This is a genomic window from Actibacterium lipolyticum (assembly GCF_900184935.1).
GTDB classification, from domain to species: Bacteria; Pseudomonadota; Alphaproteobacteria; order Rhodobacterales; family Rhodobacteraceae; genus Actibacterium_A; species Actibacterium_A lipolyticum.
The window spans coordinates 969,755-986,868 of record NZ_FXYE01000002.1; the positions used below are offsets into that span (position 1 = coordinate 969,755).

Genomic DNA, 17,114 nt, shown 5'->3' on the forward strand with positions numbered 1-17,114 from the left:
CCACCGAAGACAGAGCCGCATTGATCCATGTCAAGCAGTCGCGCCGAAGGGGTTGATCTTGGTCAATGCCTGCGCCGCAGCCCGGCGCTAACCTCTGCCAATACGTCAATCCTGACGCAGAGGAGAATTACGGTGGCATATAAAACGATCCTGACTGTGGTCACTGACCCCAACCTGAAAGCTTCCGCGCTTGAACAGGCGATCACACTGGCATCGCGTGAAGACGCGCATCTGGACATCTTGTGCCTTGGCGTGGATCGCACGCAGATGGGGTACTATTATGCCGGAACCAACGCGATGCTGATGCAGGAAACCCTGCAAAAAGCTCAGGAAGATGCGGTTGAGATCCAGAAAGCAGTCAAAAAACGCATGGCGGCAGAAACAATTCGCTGGTCCAGCGAAGCCGCTGTTGCGCAAATCGCGGGTCTTGCGCATTTGGTTTCCCATCGCGCACGGTTCACCGACCTTGTCGTTATGCCAAAACCCTATGGCCCCGATAAAGGCATCGAAGATGAAGCCGCCCTTGAAGCCGCCATGTTCGACGGCCACGCGCCAGTTCTGGTGGTGCCGGTTGCAGCTGACACATCTGACGTCGGAAAACGCATTGTAATCGCCTGGAACGAAAGCGCCGAAGCCTTGATGGCCATTCGCGCCGCAATTCCAATGCTTCGCGCGGCGGATTACGTGAACATCGCGGTGATTGATCCGCCTCAGCACGGCCCCGACCGTTCTGACCCAGGCGGGCTTTTGTCGCAAATGCTGGGCCGTCACGGCATCAAGTCAGAGATCGCGGTACTGGCCAAAACAATGCCCCGCATCGCAGATGTCCTAAGCCGGCATGTTCAGGACATTGACGCCGATCTGATCGTGATGGGCGCATACGGACACTCGCGCTTCCGCGAGGCTATTCTGGGCGGCGCCACCCGCAACATGCTGGAAAAAGCCGAAGTGCCTGTGTTGATGGCGCACTAAAGCTGAATTGGCGGCGGGTGTTCAGGCGAACACTCCGCCGTCCGTATCATCGCCGGTTTCATCCAGAAGCCGCGACATCTGAGGCACCGTCACATGGCGTTTGCCTTCAAGTTCAATCACCCCATCACGTCGCAACGCCGAGATTTGGCGGCTGACTGTTTCAAGTGTCAGGCCCAGATAATCGGCCATCGCTTCGCGCGTAAGTGGCAGGTCAAACACCACCTTACCTTTGGGGCTGATCAGGTTCAGCGTCGCGTCGCGTCGCGCGATGATGGCCAGCAGGCTTGCAATCTTTTCCCGCGCGGTTTTCCGACCCAACAGCAGCATCCATTCGCGCGCCGCGTCCAATTCATCCAGCGTCATCTGCAACAGGCGCTGCCCGATGTGCGGGGTGTTTTCCATCAGCTCTTCGAACGGTTTGCGGCGAAAGCAGCACATTGTCAGGCGGGTGGTGGCAACAACGTCGTATGCGGCTTCGTCTCGCCCCGGGCGGCCCACGAAATCAGACGGCAGCAACAGGCCAACCATCTGGGTGCGCCCGTCCTCCATCGTTTGACTAAGGGTCGCGATCCCTTCGACGACCGAGGCGACAAAATCCATCGTATCGCCCGACCAGATAACGGTCTGGCCCGCATCATAGGTGCGGTAATATTTCATGTCTGCCAGCAGTTCCAATTCATCGACGTCACACTTCGCACAGACCGCGCGGTGCCGGATTGGGCAGCTTTCACATTCGATGTGGGTCGTCAGTTTTTCCTGAAACGCCATCGCAGTAACCCCACTTGATGTCGATCAAAGCACTGATCGAGCATGGAACATATTCGTAAATCAATGAGTACCGAATCGCAACTTTCGCGCCTCGGTCTATTTGACGCGCGTGTGCCCCGATATACCAGTTATCCCACGGCACCACATTTTTCTGCGTCGGTGGACGAAGTGGCATTTGCCGGGTGGATCGACCAGATCGCGCCCGGTTCGCGGATATCTTTGTATATTCACATTCCATTCTGCCGCAGGCTTTGCTGGTTCTGCGCATGCCGGACGCAAGGCACGCAAACCCTGTCGCCGGTACGCGCCTATCTGGACACGCTGAAACAAGAGATAAGCAAGCTTGGCCAAACCCTGCCAGAGGGTGTGACACTTTCACGCCTGCATTGGGGTGGCGGCACGCCGACATTGCTGCCCGCAGATATGATGCGCGAATTGGCAGAGGCCATCTTTGCCATCGCGCCGCTGGACCAAAAGTCAGAGTTTTCGGTCGAGATTGACCCGAACGAGATTGACGAGGCCCGCCTTGACGCCTTGGCCGATGCCGGGATGACCCGCGCCTCCATCGGGGTGCAAGACTTCGATCCGATGATCCAAAACACGATTGGCCGCGTTCAAAGCTATGACGTGACGGCGAATGCGGTTCGCATGATCCGTGACCGTGGCATCAACAGCCTGAACGCCGATATCCTGTTTGGCCTTCCCTACCAAACCAGCGAACGCATCGCGGATAGCGTTCAAAAGCTACTGTCCTTGTCGCCCGATCGCGTGGCGCTGTACGGTTACGCCCATGTCCCGTGGATGGCCAAGCGTCAGCAGATGATCCCGACCGACGCCCTGCCAAGCCCAGAAGAACGTTTGCGCCTGTTTGAAACGGCACGCCGACTGTTTGCCTGGGATGATTACCGCGACATCGGGATTGACCACTTTGCGCGTGCTGGCGACGGGCTGGACCTTGCAAACCGTTCCGGACGGCTGCGCCGCAATTTTCAGGGCTATACCGATGACACCTCAGACGTGTTGATTGGGCTTGGTGCCTCTGCCATTTCGCGTTTTCCGCAGGGCTATGCACAGAACGCGCCGGCCACGTCTGCCTATGCCGGGCATGTGCAAGACAACCGTTTCGCCACAGCCCGCGGCCATGTTTTCACCGAAGAAGACAAGCTGCGCGCCCGAATGATTGAGGCGCTGATGTGCGATTTCCGCATCGACGCGGGCGAAATTCAATCAACGTTTGGCATCGATCCCGCAACCCTGAACGGCATGTTCAAGGATGTCGCGGACCGCTTTCCCGGCGTGGTCAAAGTCACCGACAGCGGCTTTGACATCCCCGAAAGCAGCCGCCCCCTGACGCGGGTAATTGCCAACGGGTTTGATGCCTACGACCTGTCAAAGGCCGGGCACAGTTCCGCGATTTAAGCGCTTAGAACTTCGCCCGGTTTCAAATCGAACGCGGCTTCCATCAGAGCACGGGTGTAATCAGATTGCGGGGCGGTAAAGATCGCCTCGCTGTCGCCCGCTTCCACGATGTCGCCTTGCTTCATCACGATCACCTTGTGCGACAAGGCACGCACAACGCGCAGATCGTGGCTGATAAACAGATAGGCCAACTGATACTTCCGCTGAAGGTCGCGCAGCAAATCGACGATCTGCACCTGAACCGTCATATCAAGCGCCGATGTCGGTTCGTCCAAAACCAGCACACGGGGGCGCAGGATCATGGCGCGCGCAATGGCGATGCGCTGTCGCTGACCGCCCGAAAACTCATGCGGATAACGATGCATCATTTCAGGCTCCAACCCGACCTCTGTCAGGATGTCGGCCACAAGCTGACGCTTATCTTTGCCCGGTTCCACACCATGAACACCCAGCCCTTCGGCGACGATCTGTTCAATCGTCATCCGCGGAGAGAGCGAGCCGAACGGATCCTGAAACACGATCTGCATATCGCGCCGTAACGGGCGCAACTGGCGCGATTTCCAACCTTGGATATTCTGGCCGTCAAAGTTGATGCCGCCTTCGGACGAAATCAACCGCATGATTGCCAGCGCAAGCGTGGTTTTACCCGACCCGCTTTCACCAACGATGCCCAAGGTTTCGCCCGCCCGAACAGAGATCGAAGCCTCGTTCACCGCTTTCACATGCCCCACCGTTTTGCGCATTAGCCCCGCTTGGATCGGGAACCAGATGCGCAGCGCGTCTGTGTGGATCACCTCTGGCGCGTTTTCGGGCACGGGATCGGGCAGGCCTGCGGCCTCTGCCTCTAGCAATTTACGGGTATAGGGATGTTGCGGGTTGGCAAAAATCTCATCTGTTTTGCCAGCCTCTACGATCTCACCGTCTTTCATCACGCAAACGCGGTCGGCGATTTTGCGCACGATGCCAAGGTCGTGGGTGATGAATAGCAGGCTCATCCCCTCTTCGCGTTTCAGATCGGCAAGCAGCTCAAGTATCTGCGCCTGAATGGTCACGTCCAACGCGGTGGTGGGTTCATCAGCGATAAGCAAATCGGGCCCGTTGGCCAGCGCCATGGCGATCATCACCCGCTGGCGTTGCCCGCCGGACAACTGATGCGGATAAGATCCCAACCGCGTTTCAGGGTCGCGAATACCGACCTTATGCAGCAGCTCCAGAATGCGTTCACGCACCGCCGGGCCGGTCAGCCCCTGATGCAACTGGATGCTTTCGGCCAACTGCTTTTCCAGTGTGTGCAACGGGTTGAGCGATGTCATCGGCTCCTGAAAGATAAAGCTGATGTCGTTGCCGCGCACATCGCGCAGGCGCTTAGCATCCGCCCCGACCATTTCGGCACCGTTATATGTGATCGAACCAGCAATCGTCGCGCTTTCAGGCAGCAGCGAAACGGTAGACAGCGCCGTCACCGATTTGCCCGACCCGCTTTCACCAACCAGCGCCACGGTCTCTCCGCTTTCCACATCAAAGGACACGCCTTTGACCGCAAAGCTATCCTTCCCATCCTGACGGAAGCTAACCGTCAGATCGCGCACCTTTAGCATCTGTGTCATTGGAAGGTCTTTCTGGGGTCGAATGCATCACGCACACCTTCAAAGATGAACACCAGCAACGACAGCATGATCGCGAAGGTGAAGAAGGCGGTGAAGGCCAGCCAAGGGGCCTGAAGGTTCTGTTTCGCTTGCAACGTCAATTCACCCAGCGAAGGGGCCGATGACGGCAAACCGAAGCCAAGAAAATCGAGGCTGGCGAGTGTTCCGATGGTGCCTGTGATGATGAACGGCAACAGTGTCAGCGTGGCCACCATCGCGTTGGGCAGCATATGGCGGAACATAATTGTCCAGTTGCTGACCCCCAGCGCCCGCGCCGCGCGGACATATTCGAAATTCCGCGCCCGCAGGAATTCGGCGCGCACAACGCCCACCAAGGCGGGCCAGCCGAACAATGCCGTCAGGAACACCAACAGCCAGAAACTTCGCCCCAGAATCGCGAATAGGATGATGATGATGTAAAGCTGCGGCGTGGAGGTCCAGATTTCGATAATCCGCTGAAAGATCAGATCGACCCAACCGCCAAAGAACCCCTGAACCGCGCCCGCGATAATGCCGATAAACGACGCAATCGCCGTAACAATTATGGTAAAGATGATCGACAGCCGGAAGCCATAGATCACCCGCGCCACCACATCGCGCGCCGTGTCATCCGTGCCCAGCCAATGATCGCCATCCGGGGCCGACGGGGCCGTGCCGCCAATGTCATTCACCGTCATGAAGCTATAGGGGATCGGCGGCCACAGCATGAAACCTTTTTCGATTTCTTCACCGTTGATCACACCGTCTTGGGCGTCTTCGATGAATGCTTCGGGGTCGTCCCAGCAATCCTCCAGCCCGCCGGTCACGATCAGGCACTGCACCTCTATGTCGCGGTAAACCGCTTCGGTGCGCAGGTCGCCGCCAAACGCGGTTTCGGGATAGAAGTTATAGGTTGGCACAAAGGTTTCGCCGCGATAGCGGACCATGATCGGTTTGTCGTTCGCCAACAGCTCGGCAAAAAGCGATAGGCCGAACAGCACCGCAAAGATCACCAGCGACCAATAGGCCCGCTTGTTACGGCGGAAGTTGCGCCAACGGCGTTGGTTGAGGGGAGAGAGTTTGAACATGCTCATGTCTCCCGGCTTTCAAAGTCGATCCGCGGATCGACCAGCACATACATCAGGTCAGACAGGATACCGATCAGCAGGCCAATCAGGCCGAACACATAAAGCGTCGCGAAAATCACAGGGTAATCACGCGCCACTGCGGCCTCGAACCCCAAACGCCCAAGCCCGTCGAGCGAGAAGATGGTTTCGATGATGATCGACGACCCAAAGAAAACGCTGATGAACAGGCCCGGAAAACCCGCGATGACGATCAGCATCGCGTTGCGGAACACGTGGCCGTAAAGCACGCCCTTTTCGCTAAGCCCTTTGGCGCGGGCGGTGATGACGTACTGCTTCTTGATCTCATCCAGGAACGAGTTTTTGGTCAGCAGCGTCAGCGTGGCAAAACTGGAAATGGTTGAAGCGATAACCGGCAGGGTGATGTGCCAGAAATAATCGCCGATCTTGCCCAGCAGGCTTAAATCATCAAACCCGTCGGACGTTAGCCCCCTAAGCGGGAACCATTTCACATACGAACCGCCCGCAAACAGCACCAACAACAGCACCGCGAACAGAAAGCCCGGGATGGCATAGGCCAAGATGATCGCGCCCGATGTCCACGTATCAAAGGTGGAACCGTCTTTTACAGCTTTGCGAATGCCCAGCGGGATAGAGATCAGATAGGCGATAAGCGTGGACCAAAGCCCAAGCGTGATGGAAACCGGCATCTTTTCCAGCACCAGATCAATAACCGAGATGGAGCGGAAATAGCTCTCACCGAAATCGAAGGTGATGTAGTTGCCGATCAGGATCAGGAAACGTTCGGCCACTGGGATAGCTTCTTTTTCGCATTCTGGCGCGTCTACGGTTGGCTCGCCCACGAACCCGTCGGCGCAAACGATCCGGGCAAAGCCCATTTCTATTTCCAGCTTGTCCAGAAAATCCTGAGGCAGACCGCGCGCGCCCGCGTAACGGTCATCGCCGCCCGCCATCGATTCACCCACGTCGCCGCCGCCAGCGATGCCTTGGAAAACGTCGCCCTCGCCCTGAACCTGAGCAATGATCTGTTCAATCGGCCCACCGGGCACAAATTGCGTTAGCCCGAAATTGATGATCATGATCCCAAGCAATGTCGGGATGATCAGCAATAACCGCCGGAGGATATAGGCGCCCATACGCTCGCTTCTGCCTTGTTATCAGAAGGCCCCAGCGGCCTTCAGTTTTTCTGCTTTTTCGGCGTTGTACCACCAGAAGTCCAGATTACCCAGTGCATAGGGTGGCAGCGGATCAGGATGTTCGTAGATATCAAAATAGGCCACCGTATGCGCGTCCTTGTACCATTGTGGCACCCAGATGCGTTCGGCCCGCAACACCCGGTCCAGCGCCTTAACCGCGACTTCCAATTCGGCTTCGGTCGATGCGGCCAGTACGACATCGATCAGTTTGTCCACCGCTTCGCTTTTTAAGCCCATCTTGTTGAAGGTAGAGGTGTCGGCCGTTTCAGACCCGAAATACTGGCGCAGTTCCGATCCCGGGATATAGCCGGTTTGCAGGAAGGCGGTTGTCACATCGAAATCAAAGGCCGGTGGCCGTTCGCGGTTGGTTGCCTCGGCGTTGTCCACCCGCGTGTGCACGGCATCCACACCCAGTCGGCGCAGGTTATCGATATAAGGGTTGATAACGCGGTCAAACGTCTGACTGTCGTTCAGAAATTCCAGCCGCAGGGTTTCCCCCGCAGCATTCCGGCGCATCCCGTCATCACCAACAACCCAGCCCGCTTCGTCCAACAATGCCGACGCTTTGCGCAGGTTCTTACGATCAAGCTGACGCATAGACGACACTGGCGCCATGACCGCAGGTTCATCCAGAACACCGGGCGGCAGAATGTCGGCCAGCGGCGTCAGAATTTCCAGCTCTGCCTCTGTTGGCATGCCTTCGGCGGCAAGGTGGCTGTTTTCCCAGAAAGAGCTGGGTCGGGCATAGATGCCGTAAAACAGGGTTTCGTTCGACCATTCGAAATTGAACATCAGGCCAATCGCTTCGCGCACGCGGCGGTCCTGCAACTGTGGTCGGCGGGTGTTTAGAACAAACCCCTGCCCCGGCGCCTTGCTGCCATCGTGAAGTTCGGCCCGGATCACGTGGCCCTTTTCAACGGCCGGAAAGTCATAGCCTGTCCCCCAGATCTTGGAGGACGCTTCGTTGCGGAATGTATAGTTGCCCGCTTTGAACCCTTCGAAGGCCGCGTTGTAATCGGCGTAATATTCACGCCGGATCGTCTCAAAATTGTTGCGGCCTTTGTTGATCGGCAGATGCGCCCCCCAATAGTCTGAGTTCAGGCGATAGATCGCGGTTTTGCCTACATCCATACTGTCCAGAACATACGGGGCAGAGCCCAGCAGCGGCTCCAGCGAGTTTTCTTCGAAGTCCCGGTTATTGGCGATGTAATGCGCTTTGGAAAACACCGGAATACCGCCAACGTCTTGTGGCAGATCCCGCGTTGGAACCCCTTCGTGGAAGGTATATTTCACCCGGTGGGCATCCAATGCCTCGGCCGATTTAACCTTTTTGGCAAGCTGCGTGCGATAACTGCTTAGCCCCTTGGTCAGAAAGGTTTCGTAGGAAAAAATCACATCCTCGGCGGTCAGCGGCGACCCATCAGAGAATCTCGCCTCGGGCCTTAGGTTGAAAATGACCCAACTGCGATCTTCGGGATATTCCAGCGTTTCGGCCAACAGGCCATAGGCCGACCCGATTTCATCCGCAGTCCCGATCAAAAGGGATTCGAAAAAGATCGACGAAAGCCCCTCGGCACGCCCTTTGATCGAATAAGGGTGCATCGAATCAAACGCGCCGAACGCCCAGCTCGACATTTCACCGCCTTTGGGGGCGTCTGGGTTCACATAATCCAGATGGGTGAAATCGGCAGGGTACTTCAACTCTCCGAAGGTCGAAATGCCGTGGGATTTGATGATGGTTTCTTCGGCCTCAACCGACGGCGCGAAGAACAAAAGGGACGCAACAAGAAGTAGGCCCGATAGCACCAGTTGAGCCTTAGAGGGGGACACCTGTTCCCGCTCAATGGTTGCAGCGCGCGCCATGCCTTTTGCCGTCATCATTTATTCCTTTTCCCCCGGTCAACACTGAAGCCACTTTGATAAATGAAGCTAATGGCGCAGTAGGCCACTGTTCAAGTTGAGTTTCCGTGAGCAGACGTGATCTGGCAATGAAAAAGGGCCGCTCTGATACAGAGCGGCCCCAATAATTTCACATGTTGAAGCGGTTTAGCCGCCGGTAGACTGCAAGAAAGCAATCAGGTTGGCGCGGTCTTCAACTTTTTTCAGCCCAGAGAAAGACATGGACGTCCCCGGCGCGAAACCCTTGGGGCTTGCCAGGAAACCGTTCAGGTTTTCAGCTGTCCATACATCGGCTGCTTCGCTAAGCGCGCCCGAATAACGGAAGTCGCCGATAGCACCGACGCCGCGGCCAACGATACCGTACAGCGTCGGACCAGTGCCGTTAGCACCGTCTTCAAGCTTGTGGCAGGCTTTGCATTTAGCAAAAACTTTTTCGCCTTTGCCTGCGTCGGCTGCAGCCAGAACGTCAGCAAAAGCAACTTCAACGGCTTCTTCGCCGCCGCTTTCTTCTTCGCCGGTGTCGATTACATACGCTTGCTCAGCGTGGTCACCGTGGCCACCGCCTGTGTGGTACAGAGTCTCTGCACCCCATTTGCCCAAAAGGAAAATAAGCAAGGCACCGCATGAGGCACCCACGATCTTTGTCATGGTCATCGTGTCGAACATGTCGCGTTCCCATTCACTCCCGAATTCGGGCGTATCTATCCGCTTCCATCGTCAGGATGCAAGGTGTAGTTACCGCCTGCAAGTGCCAGATCAGGCAATAACAAGCGGGATGGACAATATGACACAACGCATTGCCTTTCAGGGGGAACCGGGCGCCTATTCTCATCAAGCCTGCCGTGACGCCCGCCCAGACATGGAAGCGTTGCCCTGCAAAACCTTCGAAGATACCATCGAAGCCGTGCGCAAAGGCGATGCCGAATTGGCCATGTTGCCCGTCGAAAACTCCACCTATGGCCGTGTCGCTGACATTCACCGGCTTTTGCCAGAATCAGGCCTGCATATCGTGGACGAGGCTTTCGTGCGCGTTCATATCAATCTTCTTGCTGTGCCCGGTGCCCCGCTGGAAAGTGTGCGCGTGGCGCAAAGCCACACCGTGCTGCTGGGCCAATGCCGCAGCTTCTTGCGCGAACACGGCATTGATGCCGTCGCCGGCGCGGACACTGCCGGTTCGGCCAAACACATCGCAGAACTTGGCGATCCGTCCCAAGGCGCGCTTGCCTCTGAGCTGGCCGGAGAGATTTACGGCCTGAACGTTGTGGCCCGCCATATCGAAGATCACGACAAGAACACGACCCGTTTCTTGGTGATGTCACGCGAACCAAACCTGAAACGGCGCGGCGAAGCGGGCATGATGACCAGTTTTGTCTTCCGCGTTCGCAACATTCCCGCTGCGCTTTACAAAGCGATGGGCGGTTTCGCGACCAACGGCGTGAACATGACCAAACTGGAAAGCTATATGGTGGATGGCCATTTCACTGCGACGCAATTCTATGCGGACATTGAAGGCCACCCAGATGATCGCAACGTACAGCTTGCACTGGAAGAGCTGGACTATTTCACGTCGCATGTATCGCTTTTGGGGGTCTATCCCGCTGATCCAAAACGCCGCTAAGTTGCGTCAGCCGATCCGGTATTCCAGATCCCGCGCAAATTTGCGCACGCCGGTCTTAAACTTCTTGGTCAAGCTGGCCTTGGCCAAACGAAGCGACTGAAGGAACAGGCGCGCGCTCATACTGCGCGGCTTCAACTCCAACTCAATCGCCAACCGGGTTTGCCGCGGTGAAAGCGGAACCAGCTCAACAGACAGGTATCCGTTCAAACTGGAGCTGACAGATTCGACTTTCAGAAGTTCTGGCCAATCGAAATTCACAAGCTCGGCGTCAAGAACACGTGTTTTGCCGCGAAACGGAAAGCTGCATTTCCACGCCATTCCACAGCCGGGCTGTTCCAGATCATCGGTCCGTTCAAGTGTTGCGCCACGGCGCAGAATCGCGCGTTCAAACGCATCGAAATCAGAAATGGCTGCAAACACCCGATCAATCGGGGCTGCGATATCTTCCCGTGATGAAAACTTCATCTCACCCGCCGCTTACCTAAACAGTGCTCTTTTGGCGTCAATCCAACCGGTCTGCAAGCCAGTTTGCCACCAAAAACCGTGCGATGGCCCCATCACGCGGCGGCGCGATCTTTGAGTGTTCGCCAGCGAAAACTGCCAGCATTTCTTCGCGTGTAACCCAAAGCGCATCTTCGATTTCGACGGGATCGATGGTGATTTCGGTTCCCAACGCCTCTCCCCAACAGCCCAGCATCAGTGACGACGGGAACGGCCATGGCTGCGACGCCAAATAGCTGACGCGCCCGACGGGTACGCCGGTTTCCTCTAACACTTCGCGGCGTACGGCGGCCTCCATCGGCTCTCCGGGTTCAACGAAGCCTGCCAAAAGGGAATACATTCCTTCGGGCCAACCGGGGGAACGGCCCATCAGTACGGAATTGCCGTGGGTAATCAGCATAATCACCACCGGGTCCGTGCGCGGAAAGTGGTGCCCGCCGCAGGATGGGCAGGTGCTTTGCCAACCCCCGTTGCTGATTTCGCTTTTGTGCCCACATCGCGAACAAAACGCATGGCTACGGTGCCAGCTTAGAATGGCCTTCGCAGTGGCTGCCAATTCGGCCTCTCGGGCGGATAGCAGGGTCATCAAACGGCGCAATTCTGCAAACACATGGTTTTCAGGAAGGTCTGGATGGCGCTGTTCGCTTGGATCAAGGAAGGTGTTCAGCGTGTCAGGCAATTCTTCTGGCTGCCAGTCAGAGAAATCGACGGCAAATCGCGCGGCCTCCCCTTCAAGCCCCAAGAACACTGCGCCCTTCTTGCGGCCATCCAAAACCGGGTGCGTACAGCCAAGCCATGCAAGTGCCCCGTCAGCGAACAGCGGCTTGCCGCGCCACAGCAACATGACCCGTGTCGTGCTGGCGTTCCAGATGTCGTCGATGGCCGCCGCATCGCCACGCAGCTGGGCCGCCCGATCCAGACCAGAACCGCCAAAAGTCACTTCCTCTGCATGCCGCATTCACGCACTCCTTTTCGCCGCTATGACTGCCATGAGTGCAAGGGTTGAGCAACGAAAGAAAAAATCGCGCTAAGGGCGTTTTGCCTCTCGTAACCCAGCGTCAGCAAAGATAGTGTCACCAAGCCGTCACGGTGTTATCCTACCGATATTCTATTCTTTGATATTGGAGGCTCTCATGACTGACCATCGGACGCTGAATATCAACCGCCGGAGCTTTTTATCTGGCACAGTCGCGGGGGCGTCATTGATCGCGCTGCATCCATTTTCCGCACGTGCGGCGACCAATCAAGCGCACCTGCGCATCATGGAAACGACCGACCTTCACGTTCACGTATTTCCGTATGATTACTATTCTGATCGCCCGATCGATACGGTCGGCCTTGCCCGCACGGCAGCACATATCAAAAACATCCGCGCCGAGGCGACAAACTCCATGCTGATCGACAACGGTGATTTCCTTCAGGGGAACCCGATGGGCGACTACATCGCCTATGAGCGCGGCATGAAAGAGGGCGACATGCACCCCGTCATCGCCGCGATGAACGCCGTGGGCTTTGACGCATCGACACTGGGCAACCACGAATTCAACTATGGCCTCGATTTCCTGATGAAATCGCTGGCGGGCGCAAAATTCCCGGTTCTGTCGGCCAACGTTGTGAAAGAGGCCGGTGGCGACCCGACCAAAGACGTGACGCTGGTAAAGCCTTACGTCATTCTGGACCGCGAAGTGACCGATGGTTCAGGCGAAAAGCACCCGATCAAGGTTGGTTTCATCGGTTTCGTGCCGCCCCAGATCATGACCTGGGATCGCCGTCATCTGGAAGGCAACGTGATGGCGCGCGATATCATCGAAACCGCCAAAGCCTACATTCCTCAGATGAAAGAGGAAGGCGCGGACATCATCGTCGCGCTAAGCCATTCGGGCATCGGATCGGCCGAATATACCGAAGGGATGGAAAACGCCTCTGTTCCGCTGGCGGCGATTGACGGGATTGATGCGATCATGACGGGGCACAGCCACCTTGTGTTCCCCTCGTCCACTTACGACAGCTATGCGGGCGTGGATGTGGCCAAGGGCACGATCCACGGCAAGCCTGCTGTTATGGGCGGCTTCTGGGGGTCGCACCTTGGTGTGATCGACCTGATGCTGGAACGCTCCGGCAACGAATGGCGCGTGGTTACGCATGCCTCGGAAGTGCTGCCAATTTCCAAACGCAACGAAGATCGCAGTGTCGTGGCATTGGTGGAAAGCGAACAGTACGTGTTGGATTCGGTCGCCAAAGACCACGAAGAAACGCTTGCCTATGTGCGCCGCGCGGTCGGCAAAACCTCGGCCCCGCTGCATTCCTATTTCGCGCTGGTGGCGGATGACCCATCCGTGCAGATCGTTTCGATCGCGCAGAAATGGTACATCGAAGAGATGATGAAAGGCACCGAATACGAAGGGCTGCCGATCCTTTCCGCCGCTGCACCGTTCAAGGCGGGTGGCCGTGGCGGCCCGGAATATTACACCGACGTGCCTGCCGGTGACGTGGCGATCAAGAATGTGGCTGACTTGTACCTATACCCCAACACCGCTCGCGCGGTTCGGGTAACGGGTGCGCAGGTCAAGGAATGGCTGGAACGCAGTGCTGGCATGTTCAACCAGATCACGCCGGGTCAGGCCGATCAGGTTCTGCTGAACCCCGATTTCCCCAGCTACAATTTCGACGTGATTGACGGCGTTCAGTATCAGATCGACCTTAGCCAACCGTCAAAATACGAAAGCCGCGAAGGAACCGTGGTGAATGCCGATGCCAACCGCATCGTAAACCTGACCTATAATGGCCAGCCGGTGAACCCGGATGACGCTTTCATCATCGCCACCAACAACTACCGCGCTGGCGGCGGCGGGCATTTCCCGGGCGCTGATGGGTCCACCACTGTGTTCGAGGCGCCAGATACCAACCGCGATGTGATCGTGCGCTATATCGTAGAACAGGGCACCATTAACCCGTCTGCCGATGCGAACTGGACGTTCAAACCACTGCCCGGCACGACCGTGCTGTTCGATACTGGCCCCAAAGCGGCGGACTACGCCGACAAGGTCCCCGGCGTAAAGATCGAGCCCGCAGGCGAAGGCCCCGACGGTTTCGCCCGATTCCGCATCACCCTGTGAACGGATAAATGAAAACGGCGGCCCAATTCGGACCGCCGTTCAACATTCCGCCTGAAAAGGGGTTAGCCCTCTACCGGCTCAATCATATCCACGCGCGTTGCGTGGCGACCGCCTTCGAACTCGGCCGTCAGGAACGCATCCACGATATCAAGCGCAAGACCTTCGCCCAGCGTGCGCACACCCAGCGACATCATATTGGCGTCGTTGTGTTGGCGGATCATCCGGGCCGAAAACGTATCAGCGCAAACGCCGCAACGAATGCCTTTTACCTTGTTTGCCGCCATCATGATGCCCTGCCCGGTGCCGCACAGGATGATGCCAAACTGGCAATCACCATCGGCGACGCGCTGCGCGGCCGCTTGACCGTGCTTGGGATAATGGGTGCTTTCTGGCGTTGTCGGGCCGATATCGACTGCTTCCCAACCAAGGTCGGCGATATGAGCGGCAATGACCTGTCGAAGCTCAATGGCGGCATGGTCGCTGGACAGGACGACACGTTTGTTGATTGTCATGAAGAGGCTTTCCCGTTCGCATAGGCAGTATGGCGGCTGGACCGCGTTGAATCAGGTGTCCCTTGTTTCGTCAATTATTTCGGTTTTCAAGTGACCATAATGGCCCACCTTCACCAGAACATCGGGTTCGGTTGCCCGTCATCCGCAACGTCACAGCGATGACTTGAGTTTTCGGTCGGCCTTTGTTTTCACTGCAGCGAACCGCATTCACGAAAGAGCCCGATGTACGACGCCGTAATTTTCGACATGGACGGATTGCTGATCGATACCGAAAGCGTTGCCTTGGCCGCCGGTGTCGAAGCCTGCGCCGCTCTTGGTTATGACGTTTCGCTGGACTTCATGCACACGCTTATCGGTGTGGATGACAAAACCGGCTGGGCGCGATTGACGGCCCATGTTGGCGAGGCTTTGGATATTCAGCAGTTAAACCGTGAATGGAACCGCGCCTGCGACAAACGCTTTGCCGATGGCATCCCCCAACGCCCGAACGTTTTGCAAGTCTTGGACCATATCGATGCGCGCGCCCTGCCCAAGGCCATAGCAACGTCCAGCCGTCGCGCGCGGGCGATTGAAAAGCTGGCGATGGCCGGGTTGGCGGGGCGTTTTGAAACACTTGTCGGGGTCGATTGCGTGGAAAACCCGAAACCCGCGCCCGATCCCTACCTTCGCGCCGCCGCCCTTCTTGGCATCGCGCCTGACCGCTGTGTCGCGTTTGAAGACAGCGACACAGGTGTTCGCGCCGCACTTGCCGCTGGGATGACCGTGGTTCAGGTGCCCGATGTGGTGCGCTCTGCCGAAAACCGTGCGCACCACACTGCCGACACGTTGCTAGAGGGCGCAAAGGCCTGTGGTTTGATTTAGGCGATAATGGCGGGCCAAACCGCCGCGTTGCGCCGGGCGAACGCACCGATATGGCCGATCTTTTTCAACCCGAACGCATCCGGGCGCAATGTCAGCTGGCGCTTCTTCGCTTCGGGGTACAGCCCCATCAACCGCCACACGGCGGACGGCGGCACCATCGCATCATCCGATACCGAAACGACCTTCATCTCTCCGCGCATGGCGGGAGGGTTCGGATGCGGCAACGCGCGGCCGATGTCATTTCGATTAAATCCGGGCGTGGTGCACCAACGCCGCCACTGCCAATAAACACCGGATGGGATATCCGCCCCAAGGCCAAGGATTTTGCCGGGAAGATATCCAAGAACCTTCGTCGCGATTGGCCCTGCCCCGTACCAGAATGCCAAAACGGAAGGCACGTAATCCCAAGGGTGATCCTTGATATGAACCGGGCCGCTGGCGACGGTAATCATACGCTCCACCCGATCTGCGCCATCCTGAAACGGCAACATCAGCCCGCCAATGGAATGCCCAACGACCCATAGCGGTGTATCGGGAAATGTATCGCCCAACACCTTTAGGGCCGCCTGTTGGTCGTGAACGCCCCAATCAACCATCGTCGCCTTTGACTGACGGATCGGCCCTGTCGCCGACAGGCCAAAGTCACGGTAATCATATGTCAGGCAGGCAAGGTTTTGCGTTTCGGCCAACCACTGCGCGAAGCCTTGGTAATACCCCTGCGGAACGCCGGTTGCGCCGTTCAGCACAACCGCCGCGCGGGGGGTGCCGTCTGGGCGATGAATCTTGCCCACCAAACGAGCCGTACCAGCATCAATTTGCACATCGCTGACATCAGATGTCCCTGTGATTTCAAATTTGGCTGGCGCGTTCATGGCGTGGCTCCGACTGTCTAGACCGTTCGGTCCAATAGCACCTCTGGACCGAACGGTCTAGAGCCATTAAGTAGTCAGAATGAGCACAAAACCCGCATCCACACGTGACCGGCTGACCCTAAACGCCGTGAAACTGTTCCGCCAAAAGGGTTATCACGGCGTCGGTTTGGCCGAGATCTTGGCCGAAAGTGACGCGCCCAAGGGCTCGCTCTATCACCACTTTCCAAACGGCAAGGCCGATCTGGCCGTGGCGGCCGCCACGCTGGCATCCGACATGTTGCTGCAAACCATCGACGATTCCTTTGCCAACGCCCCTACCTTCCGCGAAGGGGGCACCAACCTGTGTTTCAAACTGGCCAAGTTTTTCGACATCTCTGGCACATGGGATGGCTGCCCGGTTTCCGGCATCCTATTCGATGGCCCCGAAAATGAGGTGTTCCGTGATCACGCCAACAGCATCTTTACCGGCTGGCTGAACCGTGTCGCTGAACACGCGCGTCGCCTGAACGAACCGCGCCCCGATGAAAAAGCAGAAATGCTGTTAATCACGATTCAAGGCGCATGGACCTTGGCCCGCGCACGGCGAGATTCCGATGTTTTGCGCGCATTGCCTTCAAAGTTCCTTGGACCTTGCGAATCCGAAGCATGA

At 57.3% G+C, this 17,114-nt stretch carries 16 protein-coding genes; 6 read left to right on the top strand and 10 right to left on the bottom strand.

Features of this window, described 5'->3' with window-relative positions:
* Positions 1-132: 132 nt before the first annotated feature.
* Positions 133-972, top strand: a complete 840-nt coding sequence (locus COL8621_RS13360; RefSeq protein ID WP_093968585.1) for a universal stress protein — start codon at positions 133-135, stop codon at positions 970-972.
* Positions 973-993: 21 nt separating this feature from the next.
* Here the strand turns inward: COL8621_RS13360 and fnrL are convergent, their stop codons facing one another.
* Entirely contained in the window at positions 994-1,740 is a 747-nt protein-coding gene (gene fnrL / locus COL8621_RS13365) for a transcriptional regulator FnrL (protein ID WP_093967823.1), read from the bottom strand.
* A 63-nt stretch (positions 1,741-1,803) separates the two neighbouring features.
* Here fnrL and hemN point away from each other — a divergent pair, with 63 nt between their 5' ends.
* On the top strand, positions 1,804-3,159 hold the full coding sequence (hemN, locus tag COL8621_RS13370) for an oxygen-independent coproporphyrinogen III oxidase (RefSeq protein WP_093967824.1): 1,356 nt from the start codon (positions 1,804-1,806) through the stop codon (positions 3,157-3,159).
* On the opposite strand, the gene COL8621_RS13375 is transcribed toward hemN, so the two are convergent.
* The 5 genes from COL8621_RS13375 to COL8621_RS13395 form a co-directional block, all read right to left on the bottom strand.
* Positions 3,156-4,766, bottom strand: a complete 1,611-nt coding sequence (locus COL8621_RS13375) for an ABC transporter ATP-binding protein (RefSeq protein ID WP_093967825.1) — start codon at positions 4,764-4,766, stop codon at positions 3,156-3,158. The genes hemN and COL8621_RS13375 overlap by 4 nt on opposite strands.
* Positions 4,763-5,872 (bottom strand): ABC transporter permease, encoded by a 1,110-nt coding sequence (locus COL8621_RS13380; RefSeq protein ID WP_093968586.1) that lies wholly within the window; start codon positions 5,870-5,872, stop codon positions 4,763-4,765. Before COL8621_RS13380 ends, COL8621_RS13375 begins: the two co-directional genes overlap by 4 nt.
* Positions 5,873-5,874: 2 nt before the next feature.
* A complete protein-coding gene (locus COL8621_RS13385; RefSeq protein ID WP_093967826.1) occupies positions 5,875-7,026 on the bottom strand; it encodes a microcin C ABC transporter permease YejB in 1,152 nt (383 codons plus the stop codon).
* A 21-nt stretch (positions 7,027-7,047) separates the two neighbouring features.
* On the bottom strand, positions 7,048-8,967 hold the full coding sequence (locus COL8621_RS13390; protein ID WP_235823873.1) for an extracellular solute-binding protein: 1,920 nt from the start codon (positions 8,965-8,967) through the stop codon (positions 7,048-7,050).
* A 165-nt stretch (positions 8,968-9,132) separates the two neighbouring features.
* Positions 9,133-9,651, bottom strand: a complete 519-nt coding sequence (locus COL8621_RS13395) for a c-type cytochrome (RefSeq protein ID WP_093967827.1) — start codon at positions 9,649-9,651, stop codon at positions 9,133-9,135.
* A 118-nt stretch (positions 9,652-9,769) separates the two neighbouring features.
* Between COL8621_RS13395 and COL8621_RS13400 the strand changes: the two genes are divergently transcribed.
* A complete protein-coding gene (locus COL8621_RS13400; protein ID WP_093968588.1) occupies positions 9,770-10,603 on the top strand; it encodes a prephenate dehydratase in 834 nt (277 codons plus the stop codon).
* A gap of 6 nt (positions 10,604-10,609) precedes the next feature.
* On the opposite strand, the gene COL8621_RS13405 is transcribed toward COL8621_RS13400, so the two are convergent.
* Entirely contained in the window at positions 10,610-11,068 is a 459-nt protein-coding gene (locus COL8621_RS13405) for an SRPBCC family protein (RefSeq protein WP_093967828.1), read from the bottom strand.
* A 37-nt stretch (positions 11,069-11,105) separates the two neighbouring features.
* Positions 11,106-12,062, bottom strand: coding sequence for an NAD(+) diphosphatase (gene nudC, locus COL8621_RS13410; RefSeq protein WP_093967829.1), 957 nt, complete (start codon positions 12,060-12,062; stop codon positions 11,106-11,108).
* Positions 12,063-12,237: 175 nt separating this feature from the next.
* Between nudC and COL8621_RS13415 the strand changes: the two genes are divergently transcribed.
* Positions 12,238-14,220 carry a bifunctional 2',3'-cyclic-nucleotide 2'-phosphodiesterase/3'-nucleotidase gene (locus COL8621_RS13415; RefSeq protein WP_093967830.1) on the top strand — a complete coding sequence of 661 codons (1,983 nt, stop codon included), beginning with the start codon at positions 12,238-12,240 and terminating at the stop codon, positions 14,218-14,220.
* A gap of 62 nt (positions 14,221-14,282) precedes the next feature.
* On the opposite strand, the gene rpiB is transcribed toward COL8621_RS13415, so the two are convergent.
* A complete protein-coding gene (gene rpiB, locus COL8621_RS13420) occupies positions 14,283-14,732 on the bottom strand; it encodes a ribose 5-phosphate isomerase B (protein ID WP_093967831.1) in 450 nt (149 codons plus the stop codon).
* Between the two features lie 222 nt (positions 14,733-14,954).
* Between rpiB and COL8621_RS13425 the strand changes: the two genes are divergently transcribed.
* Positions 14,955-15,593 (top strand): HAD family hydrolase, encoded by a 639-nt coding sequence (locus tag COL8621_RS13425; protein WP_093967832.1) that lies wholly within the window; start codon positions 14,955-14,957, stop codon positions 15,591-15,593.
* Here COL8621_RS13425 and COL8621_RS13430 read toward each other — a convergent pair.
* Positions 15,590-16,465: an alpha/beta hydrolase family protein gene (locus tag COL8621_RS13430; protein WP_093967833.1), complete on the bottom strand. Its 876-nt coding sequence runs from the start codon at positions 16,463-16,465 to the stop codon at positions 15,590-15,592. The two genes, COL8621_RS13425 and COL8621_RS13430, sit on opposite strands and share 4 nt — an antisense overlap.
* A gap of 79 nt (positions 16,466-16,544) precedes the next feature.
* Here COL8621_RS13430 and COL8621_RS13435 point away from each other — a divergent pair, with 79 nt between their 5' ends.
* Complete coding sequence (locus COL8621_RS13435; RefSeq protein ID WP_093967834.1) at positions 16,545-17,114, top strand: TetR/AcrR family transcriptional regulator; 570 nt, start codon at positions 16,545-16,547, stop codon at positions 17,112-17,114.

What these genes read in the sequence shown, in the direction of transcription:
- COL8621_RS13375 (WP_093967825.1), bottom strand. Translation starts at nt 4,766, where the DNA reads ATGACACAGATGCTAAAGGTGCGCGATCTGACGGTTAGCTTCCGTCAG.
- COL8621_RS13400 (WP_093968588.1), top strand. Translation starts at nt 9,770, where the DNA reads ATGACACAACGCATTGCCTTTCAGGGGGAACCGGGCGCCTATTCTCAT.
- COL8621_RS13395 (WP_093967827.1), bottom strand. Translation starts at nt 9,651, where the DNA reads ATGTTCGACACGATGACCATGACAAAGATCGTGGGTGCCTCATGCGGT.
- rpiB (WP_093967831.1), bottom strand. Translation starts at nt 14,732, where the DNA reads ATGACAATCAACAAACGTGTCGTCCTGTCCAGCGACCATGCCGCCATT.
- COL8621_RS13415 (WP_093967830.1), top strand. Translation starts at nt 12,238, where the DNA reads ATGACTGACCATCGGACGCTGAATATCAACCGCCGGAGCTTTTTATCT.
- fnrL (WP_093967823.1), bottom strand. Translation starts at nt 1,740, where the DNA reads ATGGCGTTTCAGGAAAAACTGACGACCCACATCGAATGTGAAAGCTGC.
- COL8621_RS13435 (WP_093967834.1), top strand. Translation starts at nt 16,545, where the DNA reads ATGAGCACAAAACCCGCATCCACACGTGACCGGCTGACCCTAAACGCC.
- COL8621_RS13405 (WP_093967828.1), bottom strand. Translation starts at nt 11,068, where the DNA reads ATGAAGTTTTCATCACGGGAAGATATCGCAGCCCCGATTGATCGGGTG.
- COL8621_RS13385 (WP_093967826.1), bottom strand. Translation starts at nt 7,026, where the DNA reads ATGGGCGCCTATATCCTCCGGCGGTTATTGCTGATCATCCCGACATTG.
- COL8621_RS13390 (WP_235823873.1), bottom strand. Translation starts at nt 8,967, where the DNA reads ATGATGACGGCAAAAGGCATGGCGCGCGCTGCAACCATTGAGCGGGAA.
- COL8621_RS13425 (WP_093967832.1), top strand. Translation starts at nt 14,955, where the DNA reads ATGTACGACGCCGTAATTTTCGACATGGACGGATTGCTGATCGATACC.
- COL8621_RS13430 (WP_093967833.1), bottom strand. Translation starts at nt 16,465, where the DNA reads ATGAACGCGCCAGCCAAATTTGAAATCACAGGGACATCTGATGTCAGC.
- nudC (WP_093967829.1), bottom strand. Translation starts at nt 12,062, where the DNA reads ATGCGGCATGCAGAGGAAGTGACTTTTGGCGGTTCTGGTCTGGATCGG.
- hemN (WP_093967824.1), top strand. Translation starts at nt 1,804, where the DNA reads ATGAGTACCGAATCGCAACTTTCGCGCCTCGGTCTATTTGACGCGCGT.
- COL8621_RS13380 (WP_093968586.1), bottom strand. Translation starts at nt 5,872, where the DNA reads ATGTTCAAACTCTCTCCCCTCAACCAACGCCGTTGGCGCAACTTCCGC.